Origin of the sequence: Streptomyces sp. NBC_01431 (genome assembly GCF_036231355.1) — a bacterium.
In the GTDB taxonomy this organism is placed as follows: domain Bacteria; phylum Actinomycetota; class Actinomycetes; order Streptomycetales; family Streptomycetaceae; genus Streptomyces.
This window is the reverse complement of the sequence record NZ_CP109496.1, coordinates 2,794,026-2,820,101: the sequence shown is the minus strand read 5'-3', so window position 1 is coordinate 2,820,101 and position 26,076 is coordinate 2,794,026. Positions and strand designations below refer to the sequence as shown.

Annotated in this window: 25 protein-coding genes; 12 read left to right on the top strand and 13 right to left on the bottom strand. The window is 70.4% G+C overall.

Annotated features, from left to right (window positions below):
* Positions 1 to 42 precede the first annotated feature (42 nt).
* From OG522_RS12790 to OG522_RS12770, 5 genes are all read left to right on the top strand, one after another.
* Positions 43 to 1,500 (top strand): aldehyde dehydrogenase family protein, encoded by a 1,458-nt coding sequence (locus tag OG522_RS12790; RefSeq protein WP_329463093.1) that lies wholly within the window; start codon positions 43 to 45, stop codon positions 1,498 to 1,500.
* A 168-nt stretch (positions 1,501 to 1,668) separates the two neighbouring features.
* A complete protein-coding gene (locus OG522_RS12785) occupies positions 1,669 to 2,064 on the top strand; it encodes a LuxR C-terminal-related transcriptional regulator (protein ID WP_329463092.1) in 396 nt (131 codons plus the stop codon).
* A 105-nt stretch (positions 2,065 to 2,169) separates the two neighbouring features.
* On the top strand, positions 2,170 to 3,144 hold the full coding sequence (locus tag OG522_RS12780; RefSeq protein WP_329463091.1) for a GlxA family transcriptional regulator: 975 nt from the start codon (positions 2,170 to 2,172) through the stop codon (positions 3,142 to 3,144).
* Between the two features lie 32 nt (positions 3,145 to 3,176).
* Positions 3,177 to 4,226 carry an aspartate-semialdehyde dehydrogenase gene (locus tag OG522_RS12775; RefSeq protein ID WP_329463090.1) on the top strand — a complete coding sequence of 350 codons (1,050 nt, stop codon included), beginning with the start codon at positions 3,177 to 3,179 and terminating at the stop codon, positions 4,224 to 4,226.
* Complete coding sequence (locus OG522_RS12770) at positions 4,223 to 5,419, top strand: amino acid kinase family protein (protein WP_329463089.1); 1,197 nt, start codon at positions 4,223 to 4,225, stop codon at positions 5,417 to 5,419. Before OG522_RS12775 ends, OG522_RS12770 begins: the two co-directional genes overlap by 4 nt.
* Positions 5,420 to 5,548: 129 nt before the next feature.
* Here the strand turns inward: OG522_RS12770 and sodN are convergent, their stop codons facing one another.
* On the bottom strand, positions 5,549 to 5,944 hold the full coding sequence (gene sodN, locus OG522_RS12765) for a superoxide dismutase, Ni (RefSeq protein ID WP_053730656.1): 396 nt from the start codon (positions 5,942 to 5,944) through the stop codon (positions 5,549 to 5,551).
* A gap of 177 nt (positions 5,945 to 6,121) precedes the next feature.
* On the opposite strand from sodN, the gene sodX reads away from it, so the two are divergent.
* Positions 6,122 to 6,547 (top strand): nickel-type superoxide dismutase maturation protease, encoded by a 426-nt coding sequence (gene sodX, locus OG522_RS12760; RefSeq protein WP_329463088.1) that lies wholly within the window; start codon positions 6,122 to 6,124, stop codon positions 6,545 to 6,547.
* On the opposite strand, the gene OG522_RS12755 is transcribed toward sodX, so the two are convergent.
* The gene (locus OG522_RS12755) at positions 6,466 to 7,080 is read right to left on the bottom strand and encodes a CGNR zinc finger domain-containing protein (protein ID WP_329463087.1); all 615 of its coding nucleotides are present in this window, start codon (positions 7,078 to 7,080) and stop codon (positions 6,466 to 6,468) included. The two genes, sodX and OG522_RS12755, sit on opposite strands and share 82 nt — an antisense overlap.
* 308 nt (positions 7,081 to 7,388) lie before the next feature.
* On the opposite strand from OG522_RS12755, the gene OG522_RS12750 reads away from it, so the two are divergent.
* Positions 7,389 to 7,640 (top strand): hypothetical protein, encoded by a 252-nt coding sequence (locus OG522_RS12750; RefSeq protein ID WP_329463086.1) that lies wholly within the window; start codon positions 7,389 to 7,391, stop codon positions 7,638 to 7,640.
* 189 nt (positions 7,641 to 7,829) lie between these two features.
* On the opposite strand, the gene OG522_RS12745 is transcribed toward OG522_RS12750, so the two are convergent.
* The 3 genes from OG522_RS12745 to OG522_RS12735 are packed head-to-tail and all read right to left on the bottom strand — an operon-like array spanning position 7,830 to position 10,524.
* Positions 7,830 to 8,597 (bottom strand): amino acid ABC transporter ATP-binding protein, encoded by a 768-nt coding sequence (locus OG522_RS12745; RefSeq protein ID WP_329463085.1) that lies wholly within the window; start codon positions 8,595 to 8,597, stop codon positions 7,830 to 7,832.
* A gap of 4 nt (positions 8,598 to 8,601) precedes the next feature.
* On the bottom strand, positions 8,602 to 9,534 hold the full coding sequence (locus tag OG522_RS12740; protein ID WP_329463084.1) for an ABC transporter permease subunit: 933 nt from the start codon (positions 9,532 to 9,534) through the stop codon (positions 8,602 to 8,604).
* A gap of 27 nt (positions 9,535 to 9,561) precedes the next feature.
* Positions 9,562 to 10,524, bottom strand: coding sequence for an ABC transporter substrate-binding protein (locus OG522_RS12735; protein ID WP_329463083.1), 963 nt, complete (start codon positions 10,522 to 10,524; stop codon positions 9,562 to 9,564).
* Positions 10,525 to 11,138: 614 nt separating this feature from the next.
* On the opposite strand from OG522_RS12735, the gene OG522_RS12730 reads away from it, so the two are divergent.
* Entirely contained in the window at positions 11,139 to 12,344 is a 1,206-nt protein-coding gene (locus tag OG522_RS12730; RefSeq protein WP_329463082.1) for an NAD(P)-dependent malic enzyme, read from the top strand.
* A 148-nt stretch (positions 12,345 to 12,492) separates the two neighbouring features.
* The gene (locus tag OG522_RS12725; RefSeq protein ID WP_329463081.1) at positions 12,493 to 13,458 is read left to right on the top strand and encodes a zinc-binding dehydrogenase; all 966 of its coding nucleotides are present in this window, start codon (positions 12,493 to 12,495) and stop codon (positions 13,456 to 13,458) included.
* A gap of 47 nt (positions 13,459 to 13,505) precedes the next feature.
* Here the strand turns inward: OG522_RS12725 and OG522_RS12720 are convergent, their stop codons facing one another.
* On the bottom strand, positions 13,506 to 14,528 hold the full coding sequence (locus OG522_RS12720; protein ID WP_329463080.1) for a PadR family transcriptional regulator: 1,023 nt from the start codon (positions 14,526 to 14,528) through the stop codon (positions 13,506 to 13,508).
* Position 14,529: 1 nt separating this feature from the next.
* Positions 14,530 to 15,462, bottom strand: coding sequence for a DUF4097 family beta strand repeat-containing protein (locus tag OG522_RS12715; protein WP_329463079.1), 933 nt, complete (start codon positions 15,460 to 15,462; stop codon positions 14,530 to 14,532).
* A 215-nt stretch (positions 15,463 to 15,677) separates the two neighbouring features.
* Between OG522_RS12715 and OG522_RS12710 the strand changes: the two genes are divergently transcribed.
* The gene (locus OG522_RS12710) at positions 15,678 to 16,490 is read left to right on the top strand and encodes a hypothetical protein (protein WP_329463078.1); all 813 of its coding nucleotides are present in this window, start codon (positions 15,678 to 15,680) and stop codon (positions 16,488 to 16,490) included.
* A gap of 28 nt (positions 16,491 to 16,518) precedes the next feature.
* On the opposite strand, the gene OG522_RS12705 is transcribed toward OG522_RS12710, so the two are convergent.
* The gene (locus OG522_RS12705; protein WP_003961784.1) at positions 16,519 to 16,701 is read right to left on the bottom strand and encodes a DUF6104 family protein; all 183 of its coding nucleotides are present in this window, start codon (positions 16,699 to 16,701) and stop codon (positions 16,519 to 16,521) included.
* A gap of 474 nt (positions 16,702 to 17,175) precedes the next feature.
* Between OG522_RS12705 and OG522_RS12700 the strand changes: the two genes are divergently transcribed.
* Positions 17,176 to 17,367 (top strand): DUF6191 domain-containing protein, encoded by a 192-nt coding sequence (locus OG522_RS12700; RefSeq protein WP_329463077.1) that lies wholly within the window; start codon positions 17,176 to 17,178, stop codon positions 17,365 to 17,367.
* A 163-nt stretch (positions 17,368 to 17,530) separates the two neighbouring features.
* On the opposite strand, the gene OG522_RS12695 is transcribed toward OG522_RS12700, so the two are convergent.
* From OG522_RS12695 to OG522_RS12680, 4 genes are all read right to left on the bottom strand, one after another.
* A complete protein-coding gene (locus OG522_RS12695) occupies positions 17,531 to 21,364 on the bottom strand; it encodes a multifunctional oxoglutarate decarboxylase/oxoglutarate dehydrogenase thiamine pyrophosphate-binding subunit/dihydrolipoyllysine-residue succinyltransferase subunit (RefSeq protein WP_329463076.1) in 3,834 nt (1,277 codons plus the stop codon).
* A 281-nt stretch (positions 21,365 to 21,645) separates the two neighbouring features.
* Positions 21,646 to 22,836, bottom strand: coding sequence for a HAMP domain-containing sensor histidine kinase (locus tag OG522_RS12690; RefSeq protein WP_329463075.1), 1,191 nt, complete (start codon positions 22,834 to 22,836; stop codon positions 21,646 to 21,648).
* Positions 22,833 to 23,570 carry a response regulator transcription factor gene (locus OG522_RS12685; RefSeq protein WP_329463074.1) on the bottom strand — a complete coding sequence of 246 codons (738 nt, stop codon included), beginning with the start codon at positions 23,568 to 23,570 and terminating at the stop codon, positions 22,833 to 22,835. Before OG522_RS12685 ends, OG522_RS12690 begins: the two co-directional genes overlap by 4 nt.
* A gap of 90 nt (positions 23,571 to 23,660) precedes the next feature.
* Complete coding sequence (locus OG522_RS12680; RefSeq protein ID WP_329463073.1) at positions 23,661 to 24,329, bottom strand: spermidine synthase; 669 nt, start codon at positions 24,327 to 24,329, stop codon at positions 23,661 to 23,663.
* Between the two features lie 229 nt (positions 24,330 to 24,558).
* On the opposite strand from OG522_RS12680, the gene OG522_RS12675 reads away from it, so the two are divergent.
* The gene (locus OG522_RS12675; RefSeq protein WP_329463072.1) at positions 24,559 to 25,344 is read left to right on the top strand and encodes a rhomboid-like protein; all 786 of its coding nucleotides are present in this window, start codon (positions 24,559 to 24,561) and stop codon (positions 25,342 to 25,344) included.
* 9 nt (positions 25,345 to 25,353) lie between these two features.
* Here the strand turns inward: OG522_RS12675 and OG522_RS12670 are convergent, their stop codons facing one another.
* Entirely contained in the window at positions 25,354 to 26,016 is a 663-nt protein-coding gene (locus tag OG522_RS12670; RefSeq protein ID WP_329463071.1) for a GNAT family N-acetyltransferase, read from the bottom strand.
* Positions 26,017 to 26,076: the final 60 nt, after the last annotated feature.

Below are 26,076 nucleotides of genomic sequence, written 5' to 3'. Positions count from 1 at the left end.
CGAAGCAGCGCGGCCCCCCACGCCAAGGAGCTGGATACACCGGTGAGTGAAGCAGTGGTACCGCAGTACACGGCTGTCATCGCGGGGAAGCAGGTTCCCACCACGCGGTGGATCGACGTCCTCGATCCGTCCAACGCCCGCCTGCTCGCACGCGTCGCGCGTTGTGGCGCGGCCGAGGTCGGGGCGGCCGTGGAGGCGGCGCGGCACACCTACGAGACCCTCTGGCGGTTCACGACGCCGGTGGAGCGATCGCGGGTCTGTCATCGCATCGCCGAGGTCCTGCGCGCCGAGCGCGAGGACCTGGCAAGGCTGGAGACGCTGGACACCGGCAAGCCGCTGAGTCAGTCGCTCGTCGACGCCGATGTCGCTGCCCGGTACTTCGATTTCTACGCCAACACCGTCGAGGCGCTGGGCGGCGAAACCATCCAGCAGCAGCCGGGCCGACTGGCCTTCACCCTGCGCGAACCGTATGGCGTGTGCGGTCACATCATCCCCTGGAACTACCCCTTGCAGATCGCCGCCAGGACCGTGGCACCCGCGCTCGCGGCCGGAAACTGCTGTGTCCTCAAACCGGCCGAGGACGCACCATTGACTTCGCTCCGGCTGGCCGAAATCGTTGAGGAAGCGGGTCTGCCGACGGGGGCCCTGAACGTCGTACCGGGCTACGGAGGAGAAGCCGGCGCCGCACTCGCCGCGCATCCCGACGTGGACCGCCTCGCCTTCACCGGCTCCCGGGAGGTCGGCGAGGCTGTGATGATCGCGGCCGCGCGGAACATCGTGCCGGTCACCCTTGAGCTCGGCGGAAAGTCGCCGCACCTCGTGCTCCCCGACTACGACGCCGCGCTGGCGGTGCCGCAGATAGTGGAGTCGATCACCGAGCACGCGGGGCAGAACTGCTCGGCCGGAAGCCGGCTGCTCGTCCACCGGTCCGTCCACGACGAGTTGGTGGACGCGCTCGCTGAAAGGTTTCGCTCGTTACGTCTCGGCGCGGGGATCGATGATCCCGACATGGGGCCGCTGATCTCCGCGAAACAGCGCGACAGGGTACTGGGCTACCTCTCCGAGGGCCGACGGGACGCCGTGGTCCGCGCGGGCGGTGGAGTACCCGGAGGGGAGGCGTACAGCGACGGCTTCTTCGTGGAGCCCACCATCCTCGACCAAGTGACCCCGGAACACCGGGTGTTCAACGAGGAGGTGTTCGGTCCGGTCCTGTGCGTGTCGGTCTTCGACTCGCTGGACGAAGCGGTCGCTCTGGCGGAACACACCACGTACGGCCTGGCCGCCGGAGTCTGGACCTCCGACGTGACCACCGCCCACTGGCTCGCCCAGCGGCTGCGGGCCGGGCAGGTATTCGTGAACAACTACAGCGCGGCCGGGGGAGTCGAGCTGCCGTTCGGCGGCTACCGACGCTCGGGAATTGGAGTGGAGAAGGGGTTGGAGGCGCTGCGTGAATACACGCGGTGCAAGACGGTGGCCATCCACGCGCGGCTTCCTTACTGACCCGTGGGGTCGACCCACCCGCACAGCCCCCGGACCTGAGGAGAAGAGCGGTTCGTTCAATTCACATCGGTGGAGGGAGTTCAACTGATGTCGCGTGTTGCACGAGGGCCGGCCGTGGAGTTGAGAGGCCAGCGGTGCTGCCAGTTCTGTGGGGCTCCCGGGCAGTCCGTGGCGGCCTTGGCCGAGGTTGTCGCCAAGGTGCACAAGGCACTGGACGAGGCGCAGGGCGCCCTGGAAACCCAGGAGCAGTTGATCGAGGGTTTACGGGCCGACGCCGATCCGCCCCCCTCCGAGGAGGTGCTCGCGGCCCGGGAGGCACTCGCCCTGCTCACCGCCCGCGAACGCCAGATTCTGGAGCTCATCTCCCAGGGCAATTCGAATCGGCGGGTGGCCAGGGCGCTCGGCATATCCGAGAAGACGGTCAAGAACCATTTGTCCGCCGTCTTCACGAAGGTCGGCGCGTCCGATCGCACCCAAGCCGTGGTGATGGGCATCCGCAGCGGCATCGTTTCCATTGGTGAGCCCTCACCGATGCATGTCCCGCCCGTGAGCGCGAGTGAGTGACTCCCGACCGCTTCGAGGTCCATGCCCAGAGTATGAGGGGCAATCGGGTCAGGGGACAGCGGAGGGTCTGTCAGAACACCACGCATTACTGCCACATTGGGTCCCATGCTGAAGAACGTAGTCGCAGTCCTGCTCGACAACGTCCATCCCTTCGAGCTGGGCGTCGTATGTGAAGTATTCGGGATCGACCGCCGGGAGGAGGGTTTGCCCGCGTACGACTTCGCGCTCGTCGCGGCGGAATCCTCGTCTGTACGGGCCGTGCCCGGATTCACCATCAGCACGCCCTACGGGCTCGACCGGCTGGAGGCCGCCGATCTCATCGCCATCCCGGTGGGGGACGACTTCCACACCCGGGACTTCCCGCCCGCCCTTCTGGAAGCCCTGCGCCAGGCGGTGGCCCGGGGTGCCCGGGTGGTCAGCGTCTGCGTCGGCGCGTTCGTGCTGGGTGCCGCGGGGCTGCTCGACGGGCGTCGCTGCACCACGCACTGGCGGTACGCCGACGCACTCGCCGAGCGCTACCCCAAGGCCCTGGTCGAACCCGGCGTGCTCTACGTGGACGAGGACCCGATCCTCACCTCGGCCGGCACCTCCGCGGGAATCGACGCCTGCCTCCACCTGGTGCGCAAGCTCCAGGGCAGCGACGTCGCCAACGCCATCGCCCGGCGCATGGTCGTGCCCCCGCACCGGGAGGGCGGCCAGGCCCAGTACATCGAACGACCGGTGGCGCACTACGGAGGGGACGGCGTGGGCGAGGTGCTCGCCTGGGCCGAGCGGCACCTGGACCAGGAGATCAGCATCGAGCAGTTGTCGGCGCTGGCCTGCATGTCTCCGCGCACCTTCGCCCGCCGCTTCCGGATGGAGACGGGAACCACCCCCTACCGCTGGCTGCTTGCCCAGCGGGTGCTGAGCGCCCAGCGGATGCTGGAGAACACCAACGAGACCATCGAGGTGGTGGCGGCGCGCACGGGATTCGCCAACGCGGCCGCGCTGCGGCACCAGTTCGTGCGCTTCCTCAACACCACCCCCAACGCCTACCGGCGCACCTTCCGGGGCCGGTTACCCGACACGACCACGCACTGAACCCCCGCGCGGGGGTCAACAGGAGGATGGCAATGCTGCGCATCGCGGTAGTGGGCGCCACCGGAGCAGTGGGCCGGGAGTGCCTGGCCCTGCTCGACGGCGGGATCGTGCCCGTGGAACAGGTGGTGCCCGTCGGATCGACGCGCAGCGTCGGCCGGGACCTGCGCGCCGAACTGGCGCTGTCCCTGCCCATGACGGAACTCGTCACCCTCGACGCCCTGGACCCTGGGGGGCTGGACGTCGCCATCTTCTCCGCGGGCGCCCCGGTGAGCGAACGGGAGGCGGAGCGGCTGGCATCGGCCGGGGTGCTGGTCGTCGACAACAGTTCCGCCTTCCGGATGCGGCCGGACGTCCCGCTCGTGGTGCCGCAGGTCAACCCCGGCGCGCTCGCGGACCGGCCGGGGTCCAACCTGGTGGCCAACCCCAACTGCTCGACCATCCAACTGGTGCGCGCCCTGCACCCGTTGCACGAACTGGCGGGCCTGGACAGCGTCGTGGTGGCCACCTACCAGGCGGCGTCCGGCGGCGGTGTGCGCGGCTTGCGGGAACTGGCGGAGGGGTCAAGAGCCATCCTGGACGACTCCCGTGCGCAGGGAGCCCCCGGCGGGCGCTTCGGACAGCCCCTGTCCTTCAACGTCGTCCCGGAGATAGGGGTACAGGACGACACCGGGCTCACCCACGAGGAACGCAAACTCGTCCGCGAACCACGCCGGATCCTCGGCCTGCCCGGCCTGCGCGTGAGCGCCACGGCGGTGCGGGTGCCGGTTTTCGACTGCCATTCCGAAGCCGTGCACATCCGGCTGCGCGAGCCGGTCACGACCGGGTCCGTCGAGGAGGCCCTGACCGCGACGCCGGGCCTGCGGGTCTACCGCCGCTCCCAGAGCCCGTCGTACCCCATGCCGCGCACCGTCTTCGCCCGGCCCGAGGACCGGGCCCTGGTGCACGTGGGCCGCATACGCGTCGAGCCCGAGGACGACAGGGCGGTGGCGCTCTGGGTGGTCGCCGACAACCTGTGGGTGGGGGCCGCGCTGAACGCGTTGCAGATCGTGGAACTCGCCGTGAAGAACGGGTGGTTGGGGTGACGGCCCACCGCGGGCCCGGCAGCCGTCCGCTGGTGCTGAAGTTCGGCGGCTCGGCCTTCGCCGACCTCGACGGCTTCCACCGGGTGGCCCGGTACGCGGTGCGCCGCGGCACCGAGGAGCAGCGCCCGCTGGTCATCGTGGTGAGCGCCATGTCCGGCACCACGGGCAGACTCAAGCAGACCCTGGACGCCGTGTCCGCGGACCCGCCGGCCGATGCCGCCGCGATGCTCCTGACCACCGGCGAGACGGTCAGCGTCGCCCTGCTCGCGGCCGCACTCGCCGCCGAGGGCGTGGCCGCGTGCCCGCTCCCGGCGGCCGGCACCGGGCTTTTGGCCGAGGGCCCCGCCGACCGGGCGCGACTGGCATCGGCCAGTCCCGAGGCGCTCTTCCGGGCGCTCGCCGACTGCCCGATCGCGATAGTCCCCGGCGGCCAGGGCCTCGATTCGGCCGGGCGGACCGTCATGCTGGGCCGCAACAGTTCCGACCTCTCGGCGGTGGCGGCGGCCGCCGCGCTGGGCGCCGACACGTGCGAGCTCTTCAGCGACGTGCCCGGAGTGTGCACCGCCGACCCCTACCTGGTGCCGGAGGCCCGCGTCGTCTCCAAGATCAGCTACGAGGGGGTGCGCCGGATGTCCCGGCACGGTGCCAAGGTCGTCCACGAGGGCGCGGTGGACTGGGCGGAGCGGGCGGGCGTACGGCTGCTGTGCCGTCCCTTTCCCTGGAGCGGGGACCCGCACGGCGGGACCGCCGTGGGGCCGGGACCGGAGTCGGCCGCGGTGGTCGTGCACCAGGGCAGCGACGTGTGGTGCTTCCCAACCGGCCGGGAACGCCGGGCGGTGGGGGCGCGGTTGCGGGCCGAGGGCCTGGGGGCCACCGAGTTCGACACCGCGGGCGAGCCCTGTCTGACGGTGCCGGCCGGAGCGCGGGGCGTGGCCGGGCACCTGCGGACCGCGCGGCGCCTCGACGGCCTGTGCCTGGTCACCAGCCTGGGGGCGGACGGCCTCGCCGAACACACGGTGGTGCCGCGCTCCGACGCGACGGCCGAGGCCCGCCGACGCCACGCGCTGCTGTATCCGGACGCGGGCACCCCGCGGCCGTTCGTGCCTGCGCCGGGCAAGGCCCGTTCCGCGCACAGCGACGTCCTGATCGGTTCGAGCCCGGCCCCCCGCTGCGAGAACAAGCCGCTGGACTGACTCCGTGGGGGCGGAAAAAAAAGACCGCACCCGGACCGCCATGGACGCCGTTTTCGGCGGCCCGCGGACCGGGTGCGGACAGGACGCTGCAAGCGAAGCGATTGCAGGTCAAGAAAGCCTGATGCGAGATCAGGCCTTCTTGGTCTCCCAGAAGATGCGGTCGATCTCGGCGATGAGGTCGAGCGCCTTCTGGCCCGTCGCCGGGTCGGTCGACGCCTTGGCGGCCGAGAGGGCCTTCAGGGTGTCGTTGACCAACTGGTGCAGCTCCGGGTACTTCTCGAAGTGCGGCGGCTTGAAGTAGTCGCTCCACAGCACCGACACGTGGTGCTTGGCGAGCTCCGCGCGCTGCTCCTTGATGACCACGGCACGCGCACGGAAGTGCGCGTCCTCGTTGGCCTGGAACTTCTCCTGCACGGCCTTGACCGACTCCGCCTCGATGCGGGCCTGGGCCGGGTCGTACACACCGCAGGGCAGGTCGCAGTGCGCGCTGACCTTCACCTTGGGGGCAAACAGGCGGGAAAGCATTGAGCTGTCCTTCCTCGTGATCGTCTTCTCAGGTGGGACATTACTCGGTGAGAGACGGGTTTTCGCGGGTGCCCCCATGGGCTTAGGCCAAAAGTCCAGGGTCACCATGGGACTCGTGGCGGAACGTACCGTGGGTCCGGTGGCGCGTGGTGCCGACGACCGGGAGGTGGGTGGCGTATGACGGATGAGGGGCGGGAACCGAGGGCCCCGCTGGGGATCGCCGAGGTCCTGGGGACCTCGATGGTGCCCACGCTGCTGCACGGGGACCAGCTGCTCGTGCACTACGGGGCCGGGCTGCGGGCCGGTGACGTGGCGGTGCTGCGCCACCCGCTCCAGCAGGATCTGCTCATCGTCAAGCGCCTGCTTGAGCTGCGCGAGAGCGGCTGGTGGGTGCTCGGCGACAACACCGCCGACGAGGTGGTCGACAGCAGGGCCTTCGGTGCGGTGCCCGTCGAGCTCGTGCTCGGCCGGGTGCGCGGACGCTACCGGCCGATGGCGGCCGGACGTCGGCGCACCGTCGGCTACTTGGCCTCGTGGGCCGTCTCCGCGGTGCGGCCGGTGTTCTCCGACCGCTCGGCATCCAGGCGCTTGCGGGCCCGGTAGGCCGCCACGTTGGCCCGGGTCGCGCAGCGGTCCGAGCAGTAGCGGCGCGAGCGGTTGGTCGAGGTGTCCAGGTAGGCGTTGCGGCAGGGCGCCGCCTGGCACAGCCCGAGCCGGTCGACCCCGTACTCGGTGAGGTGGAAGGCCAGGCCCATCGAGGCGATGGCCGCGTAGCCCGCCGTCGCGTTCGAGGGGTGGTCGGCGAGGTGCATGTGCCACAGTGGGCGGTCGTCCTCGTCGCGGTGGTCGTGGCCCGACACCTGGGGGCTGACGGGGAATTCGAGCAGCAGCGAGTTGAGCAGATCGACCGCCTGGACCTCCTCGCCCCGGTCCGCCGCCTCGAACACCGCCCGTAGCCGGGCCCGTACCGAACGGAAGCGCGTCACGTCCGCGTCCGTCGCCCGGCGGGCCGCCGACTGGTTCTGGCCGAACAGTTCGCGCACCGCGTCGACCGAGGTCAGCACGTCCTTGTTGCGGGCCGGCTCCTCGGTGTTGACCAGACGCACGGCATAGTCCGAGTAAAAGGCCAGTTCCACTTGTAGTCCTTACGGCGGCGGTCTTTGGTGTGAAGAGTCCAGGTAACGGCTGATTACCCTTCGAGGGTATTACAGAGTGGCCTCCTGTGAAACGGACCGGGCCCTCAAGAGGTTCCCGGACGCCGCGAGCGAGGGCTCGGGCCGGACCCCGCGCCCCTCGCGATCGGGGCCGAGCGCAAGCTGATGGAGCCTCAGGCCCCCGGATGCCAGCTCCGGTGAGCGCCGAGGGACATATCGGATTAGCCTCCGGATTGAGCGCTAAGTGGATCTTTGGTGTGCGCTCTACTCAACCCAAGGAGGAGAAGACAATGCGCAAGCTTCAGAAGGCCGCTGTCGCGGCCGCCATCCTCGGAAGCCTGAGCTTCATAGCCACCGGCACGGCCACCGCCCAAGGCGCGGACGGCAGGCACGGCGGCTGTAGGTCCCATGACCTGAACGTCGATGTCCTCGGCCAGGTCGGGATTCTCAACGGCCTGCTGGGCAATGCGCTCAACGGCGAGGGAAATCCAGGCGCACAGTTCGACGGCGTCGGTTCCGAATGCGGACACGGCGGTCGCTGAGCAGCGCGGAATCGCGTAACGCAGCTCACCGAAATGGGTCTCGGCGCCCGGGTCGCGAGCCCGGTGTCGTGCCCTTCCTCCGGGCCGAGCAGTAGCGCCGAGTGGCAGCAAAAGAAGGGTGGTTACGGGATCGCTCCCGTAACCACCCTTCTTCATGGGGCTATGTGGTGAGGCCGGTGGGCCCGGCCGTCACAGCACCTTCGACAGGAACGACTTCGTCCGGTCGTGCTGGGGGTTCGTCAGGACGTCGCGCGGGTTGCCGGCTTCGACCACCACCCCGTCGTCCATGAAGACCAGCGAGTCGCCGACCTCGCGCGCGAAGCCCATCTCGTGGGTGACCACGATCATCGTCATGCCGTCCTCGGCGAGGCCCCGCATGACGTCCAGGACGTCGCCCACGAGTTCCGGGTCGAGCGCCGAGGTCGGCTCGTCGAAGAGCATCAGCTTCGGCTGCATCGCGAGAGCGCGGGCGATCGCCACGCGCTGCTGCTGGCCGCCGGAGAGCTGCGAGGGGTAGTTGCCCGCCTTGTCGGCGAGGCCGACCCGGTCGAGCAGCGTCAACGCCCGCTCGCGGGCCACCGACTTCGACTCGCGCTTGACCTGGACCGGCGCCTCCATGACGTTCTCGACGGCCGTCATGTGCGGGAACAGGTTGAAGCGCTGGAAGACCATGCCGATGTCCCGCCGCTTCAGGGCGACTTCACTGTCCTTCAGCTCGTACAGCTTGTCCCCCTTCTGGCGGTACCCGACCAGCTCGCCGTCGACGTAAAGGCGTCCGGCGTTGATCTGCTCCAGGTGGTTGATGCACCGCAGGAAGGTCGACTTGCCGGAACCGGACGGGCCGATCAGACAGAACACCTCGCCCTCGGCCACCTCCAGATCGATGCCCTTGAGGATGTGGGCGGGGCCGAACGACTTGTGGACGCCCTCCGCCTTGACCATCGGTTGTGCAGTCATGGGATCACCGCCGCCAGTTGGTAAGGGAGACCAGGTTCGCCTTGATGCGCTCCAGCGGCGTGGGCGGCAGGGCGCGCAGCGAGCCTCGTGCGAATCGGCGCTCCAGGTAGTACTGGCCGACGCTGAACACACTGGTCAGGGCCAGGTACCAGAGAGAGGCGAGGAAGAGCATCTCCATCACCGCGAACGAGGTCGCGGCGACGTCCTGGGCACTGCGCAGCAGGTCCTGGTACTGGACGGCGACGACGAGGGACGACGTCTTGAGCATGTTGATGAACTCGTTGCCCGTCGGCGGGATGATCACCCGCATCGACTGGGGGAGTACCACGCGGCGCATGGTCTGCGTCTGGGTCATGCCGAGCGCGTGCGAGGCCTCGGTCTGGCCCTCGTCCACCGACTGGATGCCGGCCCGGACGATCTCCGCCATGTAGGCGCCCTCGTTCAGACCGAGGCCGAGCAGGGCGGCGAGGAACGGAGTCATGACCGCGGTCATGTAGTCCTTGTAGAACCCGAGGTTCAGGATCGGGAAGATCAGCGCCAGGTTGAACCAGATGAGGAGCTGCACATAGACCGGTGTGCCGCGGAAGAACCAGATGTACAGCCAGGCGACCGAGCTGGTCACCGGGTTCTTCGAGAGCCGCATCACGGCGAACAGCACGCCGAGGATCAGGCCCACGGCCATGGACACCACGCTGATCAGCACGGTGTGCCACAGACCGGTCAGGATGCTGGGGTCGAACAGCTTGTCCGTGACGGTCGCCCAGCGCACATTGCCCTGGGCGAACGCGTACCCGAGCGCACCGAGCACGGCGACGACCAGTACGGCGCTGATCCAGCGCCCGTAGTGGCGCACCGGGATGGCACGGATGACGTCCGGCGGAATCTGCTCCGGGGCGGCGTCCGCCGACCCCGGAGTCTTGTCGAGCTTGTCAGTCACAGCGACTGCCCTTCAGTGGTGCGCGGGTCAGGAGCCGCCGTTGATGGCTGCCTTGGTGACGGCGCCCTGTGCGCCGCCCCACTTGTCGATGGCCGTCTTGTACGAGCCGTCCTTGATGATCGCGTCAAGGGCCGCCGAGAGGGCGTCACGCAGCTGGGTGTTCTTCTTGTCCACCGCGATGCCGAACGGGCCCGCGTCCGAGGGGTTGGCCACCGACTCGAAGTCGGCGCCGCCGCCCGCGGTCTTGGCGATGTACGCGGCGACCGGGGAGTCGTTGAGGTCGGCGACCGCGCCGCCGGCCTTGACGCGGGTCTGCGCCTCGGCGTCGGTGGCGAAGGCCTCGAAGGTCAGCTCGCCCTTGCCGCCCGACTTGCACTTGGCGGCGAGGTCCTTGGCGGCCTGCTCGTAGGTGGTGCCGCGCTGCACGGCGATCTTCTTGCCGCACAGGTCGTCGGTGGACTTGATGCCCTCCGGGTTGCCCTTCTTGACCAGGATGCCGGTGCTCGCGGTGTAGTAGTCGACGAAGTCGACGCCCGTACCGGTCTTCTTGCCGTCCTTGTCGAGGCCCTCCTGGCGGGCCTTGGTGTCGCTCACCGAGGACATGACCGCGTCGTAACGGCCGGTCGGCAGCGCGCCGAGCAGGGTGTCGAAGGTGCCGCTGGTGAAGTCGAACTTCACCCCGAGCTGCTTGCCGAGGGCGGCGGCGATGTCCGGGTCGATGCCGACGATGTTCTCGCCCTGCTTGAACTCCATGGGGGCGTACGTGGCGTCCGTCCCGACCTTGATGACACCGGCCTTCTGGATGTTCGCGGGCAGCTTGGAGAAGAGCGGCGCGGACTTCGAGGCCCCGCCCGAGGACTCGGGGGCCGAGCCCTTCTTCGTCTGGTCACCGCAGCCGGTGACCAGCAGGGCGCCCGCGACCGCGATCGCGCCGACCGCGGCAATCCGGGACTTGGAGGCGGTCGTACGGCGGGTGGTGCTTGCGGTCATGGTCGGGTTCCTCCGGCAGTGTGAAAGGAGTGGCCATCGAGTGCGTACACGATCGGCGCACAGGTACTGAGTGGTGGTCGTGCACGCGTCCTCGGGTGTCGCGACCGCGGTGTGAACCGCGTATGAAGTGGCATCTTGCCATTCGGACCGCGGAAATCAGGGTCGCAGCGATGTCAAAATCGGATAACGGGTCACCCCCCGAATCCCGACAGGCCGGTACATCACGACGCGGCCAACCGGAGTACGTGCGGAGAACCTCCGCGCGGACCGGAGATCCTCCGGTTCATCTCGCGTTGTGGACACGTTCCAGGTCGCATGGCCGGTATGTCGTGACATCCCACCAAGAGTCGTGTCACCGTACCGATACCGCTTGCGGCGCAGCTTCGGCGCTGAGCCAATATGGACTCGTCGGCGGACGCTTCTGTCCGGTAAGAAGGATCCTTACACCCCTCATCCGGGGCTCAGGGCGCGTGTGCGGCGCGCCCGCGCGTACGTACCTCCACCCCGCGGGGCGGGCCAACCGCCCTCAGCGGGGAACGTACGCGGGTCCGCCCACCCCTCCTCAACAAGGAGTGGCCACCCTCAACTGATGAAGACTTAAGGGGTCAAACACAATGGCAGCGGAGATCGTCAATCCTCGCAGTGACAGCACGGAGGGTTCGGACGAGCCCTTCGACCCGGCATTCGCCCTCCACCGGGGCGGCAAGATGGCCGTGCAGGCCACCGTGCCCATCCGGGACAAGGACGACCTGTCCCTCGCGTACACGCCCGGCGTGGCCAAGGTGTGCAGCGCGATCGCGGAGAACCCGGAGCTGGTGCACGACTACACCTGGAAGTCGCAGGTCGTCGCCGTCGTGACGGACGGCACCGCGGTGCTCGGACTCGGCGACATCGGTCCGGAGGCCTCCCTTCCGGTCATGGAGGGGAAGGCCATCCTCTTCAAGCAGTTCGGCGGCGTCGACGCGGTTCCGATCGCGCTCGCGACCACCGACACCGACGAGATCATCGAGACCGTCGTCCGGCTCGCGCCGTCCTTCGGTGGGGTGAACCTGGAGGACATCTCCGCCCCGCGCTGCTTCGAGATCGAGCGCCGCCTCCAGGAGGCCCTGGACATCCCGGTCTTCCACGACGACCAGCACGGCACGGCCGTCGTCACCCTGGCCGCCCTGCGCAACGCCGCCAAGCTCACCGGGCGCACGCTCGGCGACCTGCGCGCGGTGATCTCCGGCGCCGGAGCCGCTGGCGTCGCCATCGCCAAGTTCCTCCTGGAAGCGGGCCTGGGTGACGTGGCGGTCGCGGACCGCAAGGGCATCGTCAGCACGGACCGGACGGACCTGACGGACGTCAAGCGCGAGCTCGCCGAGCTCACCAACAAGGCGGGCCTGAGCGGCTCCCTGGAGACCGCACTCGCGGGCGCCGACGTCTTCATCGGCGTCTCCGGCGGTACGGTCCCCGAGCCCGCGGTCGCCTCCATGGCGCCGGGTGCCTTCGTCTTCGCGATGGCCAACCCGAACCCCGAGGTGCACCCCGACATCGCGCACAAGTACGCCTCCGTCGTGGCCACCGGCCGCTCGGACTACCCGAACCAGATCAACAACGTGCTCGCCTTCCCCGGCATCTTCGCGGGCGCCCTCCAGGTCCGGGCCTCCCGGATCACCGAGGGCATGAAGATCGCCGCGGCGAACGCGCTGGCCGACGTCGTGGGCGACCAGCTCGCCGCGGACTACGTCATCCCGTCCCCGTTCGACGAGCGGGTCGCCCCCGCCGTCACGGCGGCGGTGGCGGCCGCCGCGCGCGCCGAGGGCGTGGCCCGCCGGTAGCCCTTTGGACCGGGCGACTCCCACGAGCCGTGCCGGGCTTCCCTTCGGGGGAGCCCGGCACGGCTTTTTCGGCGGTTGTTCCGGCGTGCGGGGTGTCACAGCCGTGGGAGGTTCCGGCGGCCGGGCCGCGCGCCTTATGGTCAGGGCCATGTTCGCCGCCTACGCCGCCCGCATCGACCGTGACCAGCCGCTCAGCGGCCTTGAGTTGGGGGAGCGACCGGCCCCCGAGGTACGCCCCGGCTGGAGCCTGATCGACGTACGAGCCGCCTCCCTCAACCACCACGACATCTGGTCGCTGCGCGGCGTCGGACTCAGCGAGGACAAGCTGCCGATGATCCTCGGCTGCGACGCGGCCGGAGTGGACCGGGACGGCAACGAGGTCGTGCTGCACTCGGTCATCGGCCAGAGCGGCCACGGCGTCGGCCCCACCGAGGGCCGCTCGATCCTCACCGAGAAGTACCAGGGCACCTTCGCCGAGCAGGTCGCCGTGCCCACCTGGAACGTCCTGCCCAAGCCGAAGGGCCTGAGCTTCGCGGAGGCCGCCTGCCTGCCGACCGCGTGGCTGACGGCGTACCGGATGCTGTTCACCAACGCGGGCGTGCGGCCGGGCGATTCGGTGCTCGTGCAGGGTGCCGGGGGCGGCGTCGCCACCGCCGCGATCGTCCTGGGCAAGGCGGCGGGCCTGCGGGTCTTCGCCACCAGCCGTGACGAGCACAAGCGCAAGCGGGCCGTGGAACTGGGCGCCGTCGAGGCCTGTGAGCCGGGCGCGCGGTTGCCCCAGCGCGTCGACGCGGTGATCGAGACGGTGGGTGCCGCCACCTGGTCCCACTCCATCAAGTCCCTGCGCCCCGGCGGCACCCTGGTCATCTCGGGCGCCACCAGCGGCGACCGGCCCGCCCACGCCGAACTGACCCGCATCTTCTTCCTGGAGCTCAAGGTCGTCGGCTCGACGATGGGCACGAAGGACGAGCTGGAGGACCTGCTGGCGTTCTGCGCGGCGACGGGGGTACGCCCCGTCATCGACGAGGTGCTCCCCCTGGACCGGGCGCGCGAGGGCTTCCAGAAGGTGGCCTCGGGGGACCTCTTCGGCAAGGTCGTGCTGACGACGGGCTGAGGGGCCGCGCCGCGGCCCGCGCCCGCGGAGGCCTGAACCCGCGAGGGCTAGGCCCGGGGGGAGCGCAGGGCCGCGCCGATGTGGGCCGCCGCCGCCGACAAGTGGCGGCGGGCATCGCGGAGTTGGGCCTCGCTCACCCCGTGGTCGCGTGCCGCGTCCCTGATGTCGTCCCGGAAACGGTCGAGCAGCCGGTCGAGATCCCGCGCCGGGTTCTCGGACGGTTCCTCACGGGCCCACTCCGGCTCAGGCGCGTCCGGCTTGCCGAGGTCCACGCGCTCGACCGTGACGTCCGTCCCGGGGGCCGGCGGCTGGCCGAAGCCGAACCGCCCCAGCTCCTTGGTGATCTCCGCGAGCCCCTCGCGTACACCCGTCGGCCAGTCGCCCCGCGCGAAGTGCTCCTGCACCTGGCGCTGCACGTCCTTGGCGACCCGCTGCATCTCCTCGCGCGCCTTCTCCTGGGCCTCCTTGGCCTGGCGGCGCGCCTCCCTGGCCTCGTCGCGGGCTCGCCGGGACTCGTCCTTGGCCCGCCGCGCCTGCTCCTTCCACTCCTGTTTGGCGCGCTTGAACTCCTCCTTGGCCTGCTGCCAGGCCTCCCCGTCGCCCCAGGCGCCGTCGATGAGGTCGGAAGCGTCGGGGAACCCCTTGCGGGCGCCGCGGCCCGCGCCCGCGGAGGCCTGCCCCGCTCGGGCCTCACGGGCCGCGCGGCGCATGTCGTCGCGCAGGCTGCCCGCCGCACCGCGTACGTCGTCGCGGATCTCGGCGGCGAGTTCGGACACGGACTCGCGGATCTCCAGCTCCAGATCGGCGAGTTCACCGCCCCGGCCCGCCAACTCGGCCCGGCCCGCGTCGGTGATCGAGTAGACCTTGCGGCCGCCCTCGGTGGCGTGGGTGACCAGGCCCTCGGCCTCCAGCTTGGCGAGCCGCGGGTAGACGGTGCCGGCGCTGGGCGCGTACAGGCCCTGGAAGCGCTCTTCGAGCAGGCGGATCACCTCGTACCCGTGGCGCGGTGCCTCGTCGAGCAGTTTGAGGAGGTAGAGACGGAGGCGGCCGTGGGCGAAGACGGGGGGCATGTCAGAGCACCTTCTTGTGCGTCGGGCCGGTGGGCTCGGACCGGTCAACGGGGTCGTGAGGGTCAAGGTCACCCGGGGCGCTGTCGCGCGGACCGTCCGACGGTACGCCGGGCTCCTCGTCGCTCACCGGCCGGCGCAGTAGTGCGATGGATCCCGACACCGTCGTCGCCTTGAGCGTGCCGTTGCCCGCCCCCAGGGTCCCGACGATCTTCTTGGCGCCCCACTGGCCACTGACCCGCAGGTCGTCGAAGCCGTTGGAGACGGCGCCGCTCGTGGTGCTTGCCTCGACCCGGGCGTCGGCCGGGTGCGGCAGCCGGACCGCGACCTCGCCCGTGACGGTGGTCAGCCGGATGTCGGTCGGCCGTCCGTCGGGGGTGAGGTCGAGGACCATGTCGCCGTTGACCGTCTCGGCCTGGACCCGTGGCCCCGCTCCCTCGATCACGGTCAGGCCGCCGGACACCGACGTGAACCGCAGTTCCCCGGTGACCCCGTGGGCTTCGAGGCCGCCGGTGACGGACTCGGCCACGACCGGCCCGGAGAGGCCGACCAGCGTGGTGTCGCCGCTGACGCCGCGCACCTCCGTACGGCCCCGGATGCCCGAGACCACGGCGCTCGCACTGACCGTGCCGACCTCGACGTCGGTGCCGGCGGGGACCGCGAGCGAGACCTCCGCACTGCGGTTCCAGCCCCGGCGGTCCAGCATCTTGAGGAAGCCCCGCCAGGGCAGGTCCTCGTACGCGACGGTGAGCGTCGACCCCTCGCGCGTCACTATCAGCGGCGGGCCCTCGACGGCCGAGACCTCCAGGCGGGCGGAACCTTCCTCGCCGCCCACGACGTTGACCGTTCCGTTGAAGATGCGCACTTTGAGCGTGGTCACCGGTTCGTCGAAAGTGAACTTTCGCGGCTCCGGGACGGCCCACGTGGACTCGGACATGGTGCTGACCTCCTGGGCACGTCGGGTGGGTACGGCGAGGGTGTGGCGGGGCTTGGATGCTCCAAGACGCAACATATCGTGTCTCTCGATAAACACGATATATCGCGCTCAGGGAAAGTCAAGGCGCGGGCGTGAGGGCCCGCCGGCCGTGCGGGTACGTCCTGAGGCACCCCAATGGGGCGAAATCACCGCAAAAATGCCCTAGCGTATGGATCATGCCCGACGCCTCTGTCGCCACCCCGGGAGCGCTGCTCCTCTGCCGAGCCGAGCCCGCGGCGGTCCGGCCCGTCGCCCACCTGCTGCGCGAGAAGATGCTGCTCGCCCCGGCGGGCGACGGCTGGAGCGTGCTGGTGCCCGCGGCCAAGCCCTGGCTGACCGGGGCCGACCCCGTGGACCAGGTGCTCGCGGGATGGGCGGGCGCGCTCACGGTCGGGGCGGGCTGGCCCGCCATCGCGCTGTGGTGGGACGCGTCCCGGGCCGGCTTCACCCTGGCCGCGGGATTTCGCCGGACGGTCGGCTACGTCTGGCTCGCCGACGGCACACCGGTCGGAGAGGACGAGGCGATGCGTACGTTCGCGGCCCGGCTCGGTCTCGACCCCGTACACGATGTGGAGGCCTTGGGTGGCCTGACCCGCCCCGACTCGGCCGCCGACGCCAGGGCCCGGCTCCTCGGCCTGATCGCGATCCTGGCCCGCACGGGCGTCGCCCTGCCCGCCGGCCTCACCCCGGGCGAACCCACCGACCGGCTGCGTTCGGTGGCCGCCGCGCAGGGCGCCGAGACGATCGAGTGGTCCGGCTGGCGCGATGCCGTACGCGCCGAACTCGACGCGGTCGAGGACAGTCCGCTGGGGCCCTGGGTGCGCGGCCCCAAGGCGCGCCTGTTGGGTGCCGTCCAGCTCGCGGCGGGCCTTCCGCTCGCCGCGTGGGGCCTGCGCCGGCGCAGCGGCGGCTGGATGGCGGCGGGTGCGATCCTGATCGTCCACGGCGCCCTGGGCCTGGCGTACGACCGGATGCGCGCCCGCCCCTGACGCGTATTACGCGATGCGACCGGCGGGGCTACTCGTCCTCGTCCTCGTCGTCGAGCCGCGCCAGCCACGTGGCGAGCCGCTCGACCGGAACCTCGAAGTCCGGGTTCAGGTCGACGAAGGTACGCAGCTGCTCGGCGAGCCACTCGAAAGTGACCTCCTCCTCGCCGCGCCGCTTCTCCAGCTCCTCGATGCCGCGGTCGGTGAAGTACACAACTTGCTCCTGGGACGTACCGGATGTTCGGTCCTCAGCGTATCCGGCGACCGCGTCCGCCCGGACAGGCCGTGGGCCACCCCGGTCGGCCCCGCACGGCTCGCCGCCGCGCAAGTCGAAGATCGAGGTCGGACGGGTTCATCGCGTGGAAGACGCCGCGGGCCGGTGTGAAGCACGGGCTGCCGCCGCTCGTCGGCCAACTCCCGTGTCAGCACCCCGAGTTGGCGTCCGAGCCAGTCGTGCCGACCATGTGAGCGGCCCGGCTGCCGAAAGCCGGTGGTCCCGGAAGAGCGTCGTAGGCCGCGGGCCGTGGTTCGCTGGAGGGGTACGGGGTACTGCGATGGTCGCCGTCCCCGGACGGCCGCGGGTCCTTGTCCCCGGGTGCAGCCGGCAGATCCGGCAAGCATGATCGGGATTTGTCAGGCGCCGCACAGCGTTGGATGAGTACGGCACGGCTGACGGAGGTGGCTTGGGATGTTCGGTGGGCTGGACGAGCTTTTCGCACCCGGTCGACGGCACACGGAAGAGGAACGCCGGCGCCTTGAGATCACGCTGGACGAGGTGGGAGACGCCGATCCCGGGCGCGGGCCGATAGATCTGGCCAGCGGCAGCGTGGTGATACGGGTGCCCACGGCTCGGGGCGCCGAGCAGCAGGACGACAGCTGAGCGATCGGTGGGCCGGGCGCCCGTCGGCTGCGGGACGTGGCCGCACGATGTCGCGGCCCCGCGCCCCTTTCAGGGCGCGGCACTTGGACCGCTACGCCGAAGGGCCCGGCATCCCCGCCAGCTCGGGATGCCGGGCCCTTCGGCCGCGTGCGACAGGCGCTGACTAGGCCTCGAAGACCTCGTTCACCAGCTGCTCCTGCTCCTGCTCATGACGCTTCTTCGAACCCACCGCCGGCGACGAGCCGTGCGGGCGCGAGATGCGGCGCAGGCGCTCGCCGTGCGGCACGTCCGCGCCGACGGCCAGGTCGAGGTGGTCGATCAGGTTGAGCGCGATGAACGGCCAGGCACCCTGGTTCGCCGGCTCCTCCTGGGCCCACAGGTACTTCTCGGCGTTCGGGAACTTCGCGATCTCCGCCTGGAGCTCGGCACCCGGCAGGGGGTACAGGCGCTCGATGCGGATAATGGCCGTGTTGGCAGCCGCAGCGTCCGTGGCGCCGCGCTTGTCGCGCTCGGCGGCCAGGTCGTAGTAGACCTTGCCCGCGCAGAAGACGACCTTGCGCACCGCGTTCGGGTCCACGTGCTCGTCGCCGATCACCGGGCGGAAGCCGCCGTTGGTGAACTCCTCGGCCTTCGACGCCGCCGCCTTCAGACGCAGCATCGACTTCGGCGTGAAGACGATCAGCGGCTTGTGGTGCGGGTTGTGGACCTGCCAGCGCAGCAGGTGGAAGTAGTTCGACGGGAGCGTCGGCATCGCGACCGTCATGTTGTTCTGCGCGCACATCTGGAGGAAGCGCTCCGGGCGGGCGGACGAGTGGTCCGGGCCCTGGCCCTCGTAGCCGTGCGGCAGGAGCAGGGTGACGCCCGAGGTCTGGCCCCACTTCTGCTCGGCCGAGGAGATGAACTCGTCCACGACCGTCTGGGCGCCGTTGACGAAGTCGCCGAACTGCGCCTCCCACATCACCAGCGACTCGGGACGGGCCAGCGAGTAGCCGTACTCGAAGCCCATCGCCGCGTACTCGGAGAGCAGCGAGTCGTAGACGTTGTAGCGCGCCTGGTCCTCGGAGAGGTACAGGAGCGGCGTGTAGTCCTCGCCGGTGACCTGGTCGACCAGGACCGCGTGGCGCTGACCGAACGTGCCGCGCCGGGTGTCCTGGCCGGACAGCCGGACCGGGACGCCCTCCATCAGCAGCGAGCCGATGGCGAGGGTCTCGCCCATGCCCCAGTCGATCGAGCCGTCCTCGACCGAAGCCGCGCGGCGCTGCATCTGCGGCATCAGACGCGGGTGGACGGTGATCCGCTCGGGGATGTTCACCTGCGACTCGGCGATGCGCTTGACGGCCTCCTGAGAGACCGCCGTGGAGACCGCGACCGGGAACTCGGCCTGCGGGTCGGACGAGTGGATCTCGCCCGGCGCCGAAGTGGCCTCGCGGACCTCCGCGAACACCTTCTCCAGCTGGCCCTGGAAGTCCTGAAGCGCCTGCTCGGCCTCTTCCAGGGTGATGTCGCCGCGACCGATGAGCGACTCGGTGTACAGCTTGCGCACCGAGCGCTTCTTGTCGATCAGGTTGTACATCTGCGGGTTGGTGAACTGCGGGTTGTCGCCCTCGTTGTGACCGCGGCGGCGGTAGCAGATGAGGTCGATCACGACGTCCTTGTTGAACGTCTGGCGGAACTCGAAGGCAAGCCGCGCGACGCGGACCACGGCCTCGGGGTCGTCGCCGTTCACGTGGATGATCGGCGCCTCGATCATGCGGGCCACGTCGGTGGCGTACATGGACGAGCGCGACGACTCCGGGGCGGCGGTGAAGCCGACCTGGTTGTTGATCACGATGTGGACGGTGCCGCCGGTGCGGTAGCCGCGCAGCTGGGACATGTTCAGCGTCTCGGCGACCACGCCCTGGCCCGCGAAGGCCGCGTCACCGTGCAGGGCGACCGGCAGGACCGTGAAGTCCGTGCCGCCCTTGTTGATGACGTCCTGCTTGGCGCGGGCGACACCCTCCAGGACCGGGTCGACCGCCTCCAGGTGCGAGGGGTTCGCGACGAGGGAGACCTTGATCTGCTCGCCGTCCAGGCCCGTGAAGGTGCCCGAGGCGCCCAGGTGGTACTTCACGTCGCCGGAGCCGTGCATCGACTTCGGGTCGAGGTTGCCCTCGAACTCGCGGAAGATCTGCGCGTACGACTTGCCGACGATGTTGGCGAGCACGTTCAGGCGGCCGCGGTGGGCCATGCCGATGACGACCTCGTCAAGACGCGCCTCGGCCGCGGAGTCGATCACCGCGTCGAGCAGCGGGATCACGGACTCCCCGCCCTCCAGCGAGAACCGCTTCTGGCCGACGTACTTCGTCTGCAGGAAGGTCTCGAACGCCTCGGCCGCGTTCAGGCGGCGCAGGATGCGCAGCTGCTCCTCGCGCTCCGGCTTGGAGTGCGAGCGCTCGACGCGGTCCTGGATCCACTTGCGCTGCTTGGGGTCCTGGATGTGCATGAACTCGATGCCGGTGGTGCGGCAGTACGAGTCGCGCAGGACGCCCAGGACGTCGCGCAGCTTCATCAGGCCCTTGCCGGCGAACCCGCCGACCGCGAACTCCCGCTCCAGGTCCCACAGGGTGAGGCCGTGCTCGGTGATGTCCAGGTCGGGGTGCTTGCGCTGGCGGTACTCCAGCGGGTCGGTGTCGGCCATGACGTGGCCGCGGACCCGGTAGGAGTGGATCAGCTCGAAGACCCGGGCGGCCTTGGTGACGTCGTCGTCGTGCGAGGCGTCGATGTCCTTGAGCCAGCGGACCGGCTCGTAGGGGATGCGCAGCGCCTCGAAGATGTCGTCGTAGAAGCCGCTGTCGCCGAGCAGCAGGTTGGCGACGATGCGCAGGAACTCGCCGGAGGCGGCGCCCTGGATGACCCGGTGGTCGTACGTCGAGGTGAGGGTCATCACCTTCGAGATGCCCAGCTTGTTCAGGGTGTCCTGGGAGGTGCCCTGGAACTCGGCCGGGTAGTCCATCGAGCCGACGCCCATGATGACCGACTGTCCGGGCATCAGGCGCGGGACCGAGTGCACGGTGCCGAGGCCGCCCGGGTTGGTCAGCGAGACGGTGACGCCGGTGAAGTCGTCCATCGTCAGCTTGTTGTTGCGGGCACGGCGGACGATGTCCTCGTACGCCTGCCAGAACTCGAAGAAGTTGAGCGTCTCGGCCTTCTTGATGCCGGCGACGACGAGCTGGCGGTCGCCGTTGGGCTTCACCAGGTCGATGGCCAGACCGAAGTTCACGTGCTCCGGCTTGACCAGCGTCGGCTTGCCGTCCTTCTCGACGAACGCGTAGTTCATCGACGGCATGGCCTTGATGGCCTGCACCATCGCGTACCCGATGAGGTGCGTGAAGGAGACCTTCCCGCCCCGGGCGCGCTTGAGGTGGTTGTTGATGACGATGCGGTTGTCGAACAGGAGCTTCACCGGGACGGCGCGGACGGACGTGGCCGTCGGCATCTCCAGCGAGGCGTTCATGTTCTTGGCGACCGCGGCGGCGGGGCCGCGCAGCGTCACGTACTCGGGACCGGCGGGAGCCTCCGTGGCGTCGGACGCCTTGGGGGCGGCCTTGGCCGCGGGCTTGGCGGGCGCGGCAGCAGCCGCGGGCTTCGCCGGAGCCGGAGCCGGAGCCGCGGCGGGAGCCGGAGCGGCGGCCTGGGGGGCCGCGGCGGCGGGCGCCGGGGTGGCCGGGGCCGGGGTGGCGGGCGCGGCCGGGGCAGCGGCCGCAGGCGCGGCTGCCGCAGCCCCCGCGGCTGCGGCGGGAGCACCCTGCACAGGCTTGTCCGCCGTGCCGGAGGCGCCCGGCTTGTAGTCGGCGAAGAAGTCCCACCAGGCACGGTCGACCGAATTGGGGTCCTGGAGGTACTGCTGATAGATCTCGTCGACAAGCCACTCATTGGCACCAAAGCCGGCCGCAGGGTTCTTGCCCTGCCCGTCTTGGTCGGTCGAGACGCTCGAATTACTGGGGGACTGAGACGACACGGCGGTAACCGCCCTCTTCCGCTTCACAAGGTGATGGACAGCGGAAATAAAGGCTACGCCTCCCTGGCCGGGACGCGCAGGCCGGGCATGCCACAGTCGCGTAAGTCACACCGAAGGCAGGGTTTCGGGGCTTGAAATGGCGGGAAACAAGCGTGGTTCCGCTTCTTTGTGCGCCACTTCGGGTACGCGACAGTGTGGCTGCGACCCCGTGGCCCGCACCCCTGATCGACCGCTTCCGCTGAACACCACGCAGAACGACTGCTTCCGGTTCGAACTTTACGTCAATTTTGCTGGCGTCCGATGCCCGGGAGGGTGACCTGGATCCGGCAGCCCCGGGTGGATTCGGCCACGCCGATCCGGCCACCGTGAAGATCCACCGCCCAGCGCGCGATCGCGAGGCCGAGTCCCGTGCCGCCGTCGCTGCCCGGACCGTGCGGAGCGGCCGCCGTGCCCCGGTTGAAGCGCTCGAAGACGCGGTGCCACTCCGACTGCGGAATGCCGGGCCCCTCGTCGAGGACCTCCAGGTCGAGCGACTCGGGCTGAGGGCCGCGCCGGGCCCGTACCGTCACGCGGCCGTGCGGCGGTGAGTGCTTGACGGCGTTGTCGATGAGGTTGGCGACGACCTGGTGCAGCCGCTCCGCGTCCGCGTACGCGGTCAGCTCGGGCGGCGACACGTCCAGGTGGAGGTGGACGTCGGCGCGCTGGTGGTTGCCCGAGCCGGACGACAGCCGGCGCTGGGCGGCCGCCAGATTGGCCTCCTTGAGGACGCCCGACAGATAGGGCCACACCTCGAACCGGTGGGCGCGGAGCGTGACGACGCCGTTGTCCAGGCGGGACAGGTCGAGCAGGGTCTCCACCAGGCGGCCCAGGCGCTCGGTCTGTTTGAGGGCCGTGCGCATGGTCTCGGGGTCGGCGGCCGAGACGCCGTCCACCACGTTCTCCAGGACCGCGCGCAGCGCCGCGATGGGGGTGCGCAGCTCGTGCGAGACATTCGCCACGAGTTCCTTGCGGTGGCGGTCCACGGCCTCCAGATCGTCGGCCATGCGGTTGATGGTGCCCGCGAGGTCTCCGAGCTCGTCGCGGCGGTCGGCGCCGCGCACCCGGCGCGTGTAGTCGCCGTGCGAGATGGCGCGGGCGACGGTGTTCATCTCGTCCAGCGGGGCGGTGAGGCCGTGGGCGACGAACTGGGTGATCAGCAGGGTCGCTATCACCGAGAACACGGTGATGAAGCGCACCTCGGTGCGGGTCTGGAGGGCCACCATGAGCAGCCCGGTGGTGATGAAGACGGAGACCACGACCAGCGAGCCGAGCTTGGTCTTGATCGATATCGAGACCGACCGCAGACCGGCCCTGACCCGGCCGCCGAGCCCGCGCCGCACCCGGGCGAAGGCGTACCGCCCGGCCGGCTCGTCCCAGCCGGGCCGCTCGCCGCTGCCGCGCAGCTGGCGGGCCCGGTCTCCGGCCCGGCTCATGGCGCCGGGGTCTCCAGGGCGTACCCGACGCCGTGGACGGTACGGATGCGCTCGGCCCCGATCTTCCGGCGCAGCGCCTTGATGTGGCTGTCCACGGTGCGGGTTCCGGACGCGTCGGCCCAGTCCCACACCTCGGCGAGCAGCTGCTCGCGGGAGAGCACGGCGCGCGGCGTGTTCGCCAGGCAGCTCAGCAGGTCGAACTCGGTCGGCGTCAGGTGGACGTCCTCGCCGCGCACCCGCACCCGGCGCTGGGCGTGGTCGATCTCCAGCTCGCCCAGGCGCAGTATGCCGGTGCGCGGGGTGGCGGCGGCCAGGGCCGCGCGCTCCACCCGGCGCAGCAGAACGTGCACCCGGGCCGCGAGCTCGCGCATCGAGAACGGCTTGGTCATGTAGTCGTCCGCGCCGACGCCGAGCCCGACCAGCATGTCCGTCTCGTCGTCGCGGGCGGTCAGCATGAGGACCGGCACCGGCCGGCGGGCCTGGACCCGGCGGCAGACCTCAAGCCCGTCGAAGCCGGGCAGCATGATGTCGAGGACCATCAGGTCCGGTTGCCAGGCCTCCGCCGTGTCGACGGCGGCGGGGCCGTCGACGGCCGTCTGCACCTGGAAGCCCTCGGCCCGCAGACGGGCCGCGATGGCGTCGACGATCGTCGTGTCGTCCTCGACGACCAGCACCCTGCGCTGGGCGCCCGGGGTCGCCGCGACGCCGTTGTGCCCGGTGTGTGTCTGCTCCATCGGTTGCCCCGCCCTGACTGTGCTCGCCCGGGGATCCGTGGGGTGATCCCCTGTGTCGGTCAGAGACTAGAGGCACTTTCCGCCTCTCGGCTACGCAGGGCGAACGCCGAGATGGACCACGTCAGGGACGCCCCGGGCAACTCGGATCTCTTCGGTATGTACCCCGGTGAATCCGGCATACCGGAGAGTCCGCTCGAAGGCCGGGGACGGCTGCGCGGACCAGACGGCGAGCACCCCGCCCGGGTTCAACCGCCGTACGCAGTGGGCGAGTCCGGCCGGTGAGTAGAGCCCGCTGTTGCCCTCCGTGACCGTCCAGTCGGGTCCGTTGTCGATGTCGAGGCAGAGCGCGTCGTAGGTGTCCTGCGCGGTACGTACGTAATCGACCAGATCGGCGTGGATGATCCGGGTACGGGAATCGGCCAGAGCCGGGCCCGAGATGGCGCCGAGCGGACCCCCGCGGTGCCAGTCGATGATGGCTTGTTCCCTCTCCAGTACGGCGATTTGGCCCCAGCGGGCGTCCCGTGCGGCGTGGGCGAGCGAGAAGCCGACGCCGAGTCCGCCGATGAGGAGGGAGGGCCGAGCGGTGGCGGCCGCAAGTGTGTCGTACGCCGCATCGATGAGGAGGCGTTCCGAACGGCCGTCCGAAGTGTCCATCAGGAAGCACCCGTTGGCGATGATCTCGAAGTGCGCTCCGCGCTGCCGCAGCACGACTTCCCCGTGCGGTCCCTGGCGCCGGTCGAGGGTGGCGATGTCGTCCATGGCTGTGAGGATGCCGTGCCCGGCGCCGCCGGTGCAGCCGGATTCCGCTCCCGACGCACGGAATGTGTCAAAGGTTGCCCGGTGTGGCGCACGCCATAGACGCCTCCGGAGTCGTTCGCGGAGGGTGAGCGTTGTAGGGACGTAAGCGAGCACGGAACACGGCCGGGCAGGCGGGCGTGGCTTGACGATTCGGGACGCGGCGACGCGGCCCCGGGAAGGGGCCCACCCGGTGCACCCGCTCGAATCAGCCGACCCCGCCGCCGAATCCGTGGACCTCGCCGCCCCCGGCCTCCTCGGCGCGATACCGCCGCCGCGGACCGTCGCCGAGCCCGCGGCGAGCCCGGTCCCCGGACCGCGGACCGGGCTCGCCCGGGTCCGGGACCTGCTGCCCTCGCCCGCGTCCACGCCGTTCGCCTTCGGCTACGCCCTGCTGCTCCTGGCGACCTCGATGTACACCGAGTACGGCGACCCGCACACCGTGGACGCCCTGCTCCAGGGGTCGAGCACCGATGTGGCCCACCTGTCGGCCGCGCCGGTCCCCACCCTGCTCGCGAGCGCGCTGTGGATCGCCGGGGGTATCGCGTCCCCGTACGCGCTCGTCTTCGTCTTCGTGCTCGCCGCGCTGGAGCGCCGCATCGGCGGCTGGCGCACGGCGGGCGTCTTCCTGCTCGGCCACGTCGTGGCGACCCTGGCCACCGAGCTCCCGGTCGCTGTGGCGGTGCTCGCCGGGCACCTGCCCCAGAGCTCGCTGCACCGCCTGGACTACGGCATCAGCTTCGGCCTGATGGCGACCGTGGGCGCGCTCACCGGCCTGCTCACCCCGCTCGTGCGCTGGGCGGCGCTCGGTGTGGTGGGGGTGCTGCTGGTCCAGGACCTCGTGGAACTGGTGGAGCCGCTCGCCGCGTGGGGTCATCCGGTGGCCCTGCTGGTGGGCGTGGCGTGCTGGCCGGCGGTGCGCAGGGTCGGCGCGCGGACCGCAACGCCCCGCCCGGCAGCGTCCGGCTCCGCGATATAGGGAGAGCGCTCAGGCCGGTGTCGGCTTGAAGTACAGGCTCGCCATCGGTGAGTGGGTGCGCCAGCCCAGGGACGTGTACAGGGAGCGGCCCTCGGGGGTGCCCACCAGGACGCCGGTGGTGGCGCCCGCTTCGTACGCCGTGTTCTGGAGGGTTCGCATCACCAGGCTGCCCAGGCCGCGGCGCTGGTGTCCCGGGTCGGTCTCGATCTGGTCGGCGACCGCCGTCGGGCCGGTCGCGGCGACCTGGCCGCGCGCCGCGAAGTGGCCCTCGGCGGTGCGGACCAGGATCCGGGTGACGCCGCCCCGGGTCCACGACGTGAGGGTGTACCCGGCGGGGATCGCGGGCCGTTCGGCGGCGAGCGGGACCGTCATCAGGTAGCCGGGCTTGTCGAAGTGCCAGCCCTCGCCCACCCAGGGCCGCACCGTGTCGTCGTCGGCGAACAGCTTCAGCCAGGTGCCGGGCGCGCTCGTCGCGGCGACGAGCGCGCGGACGTCGGCCTCGGCGGGGGCGGGAAGCACATGGCGCGACACGTGGTTGACGTGTCCGGCGTCGATCGTCCAGCCCCAGGGCCGGTCGGCCGGGTCCGAGGTCCCCCGCGACACGATCCAGCCGTCGATCCAGGACCGTACGAGCGTGCCGACCGTGGACTCGTCCGTCACTGTCGCCGTCATTGCCAACCCCCTGTGCGTAATGGCTGAAGTTCGGTAGGAAGTCTTACATGGGGCGGCTTG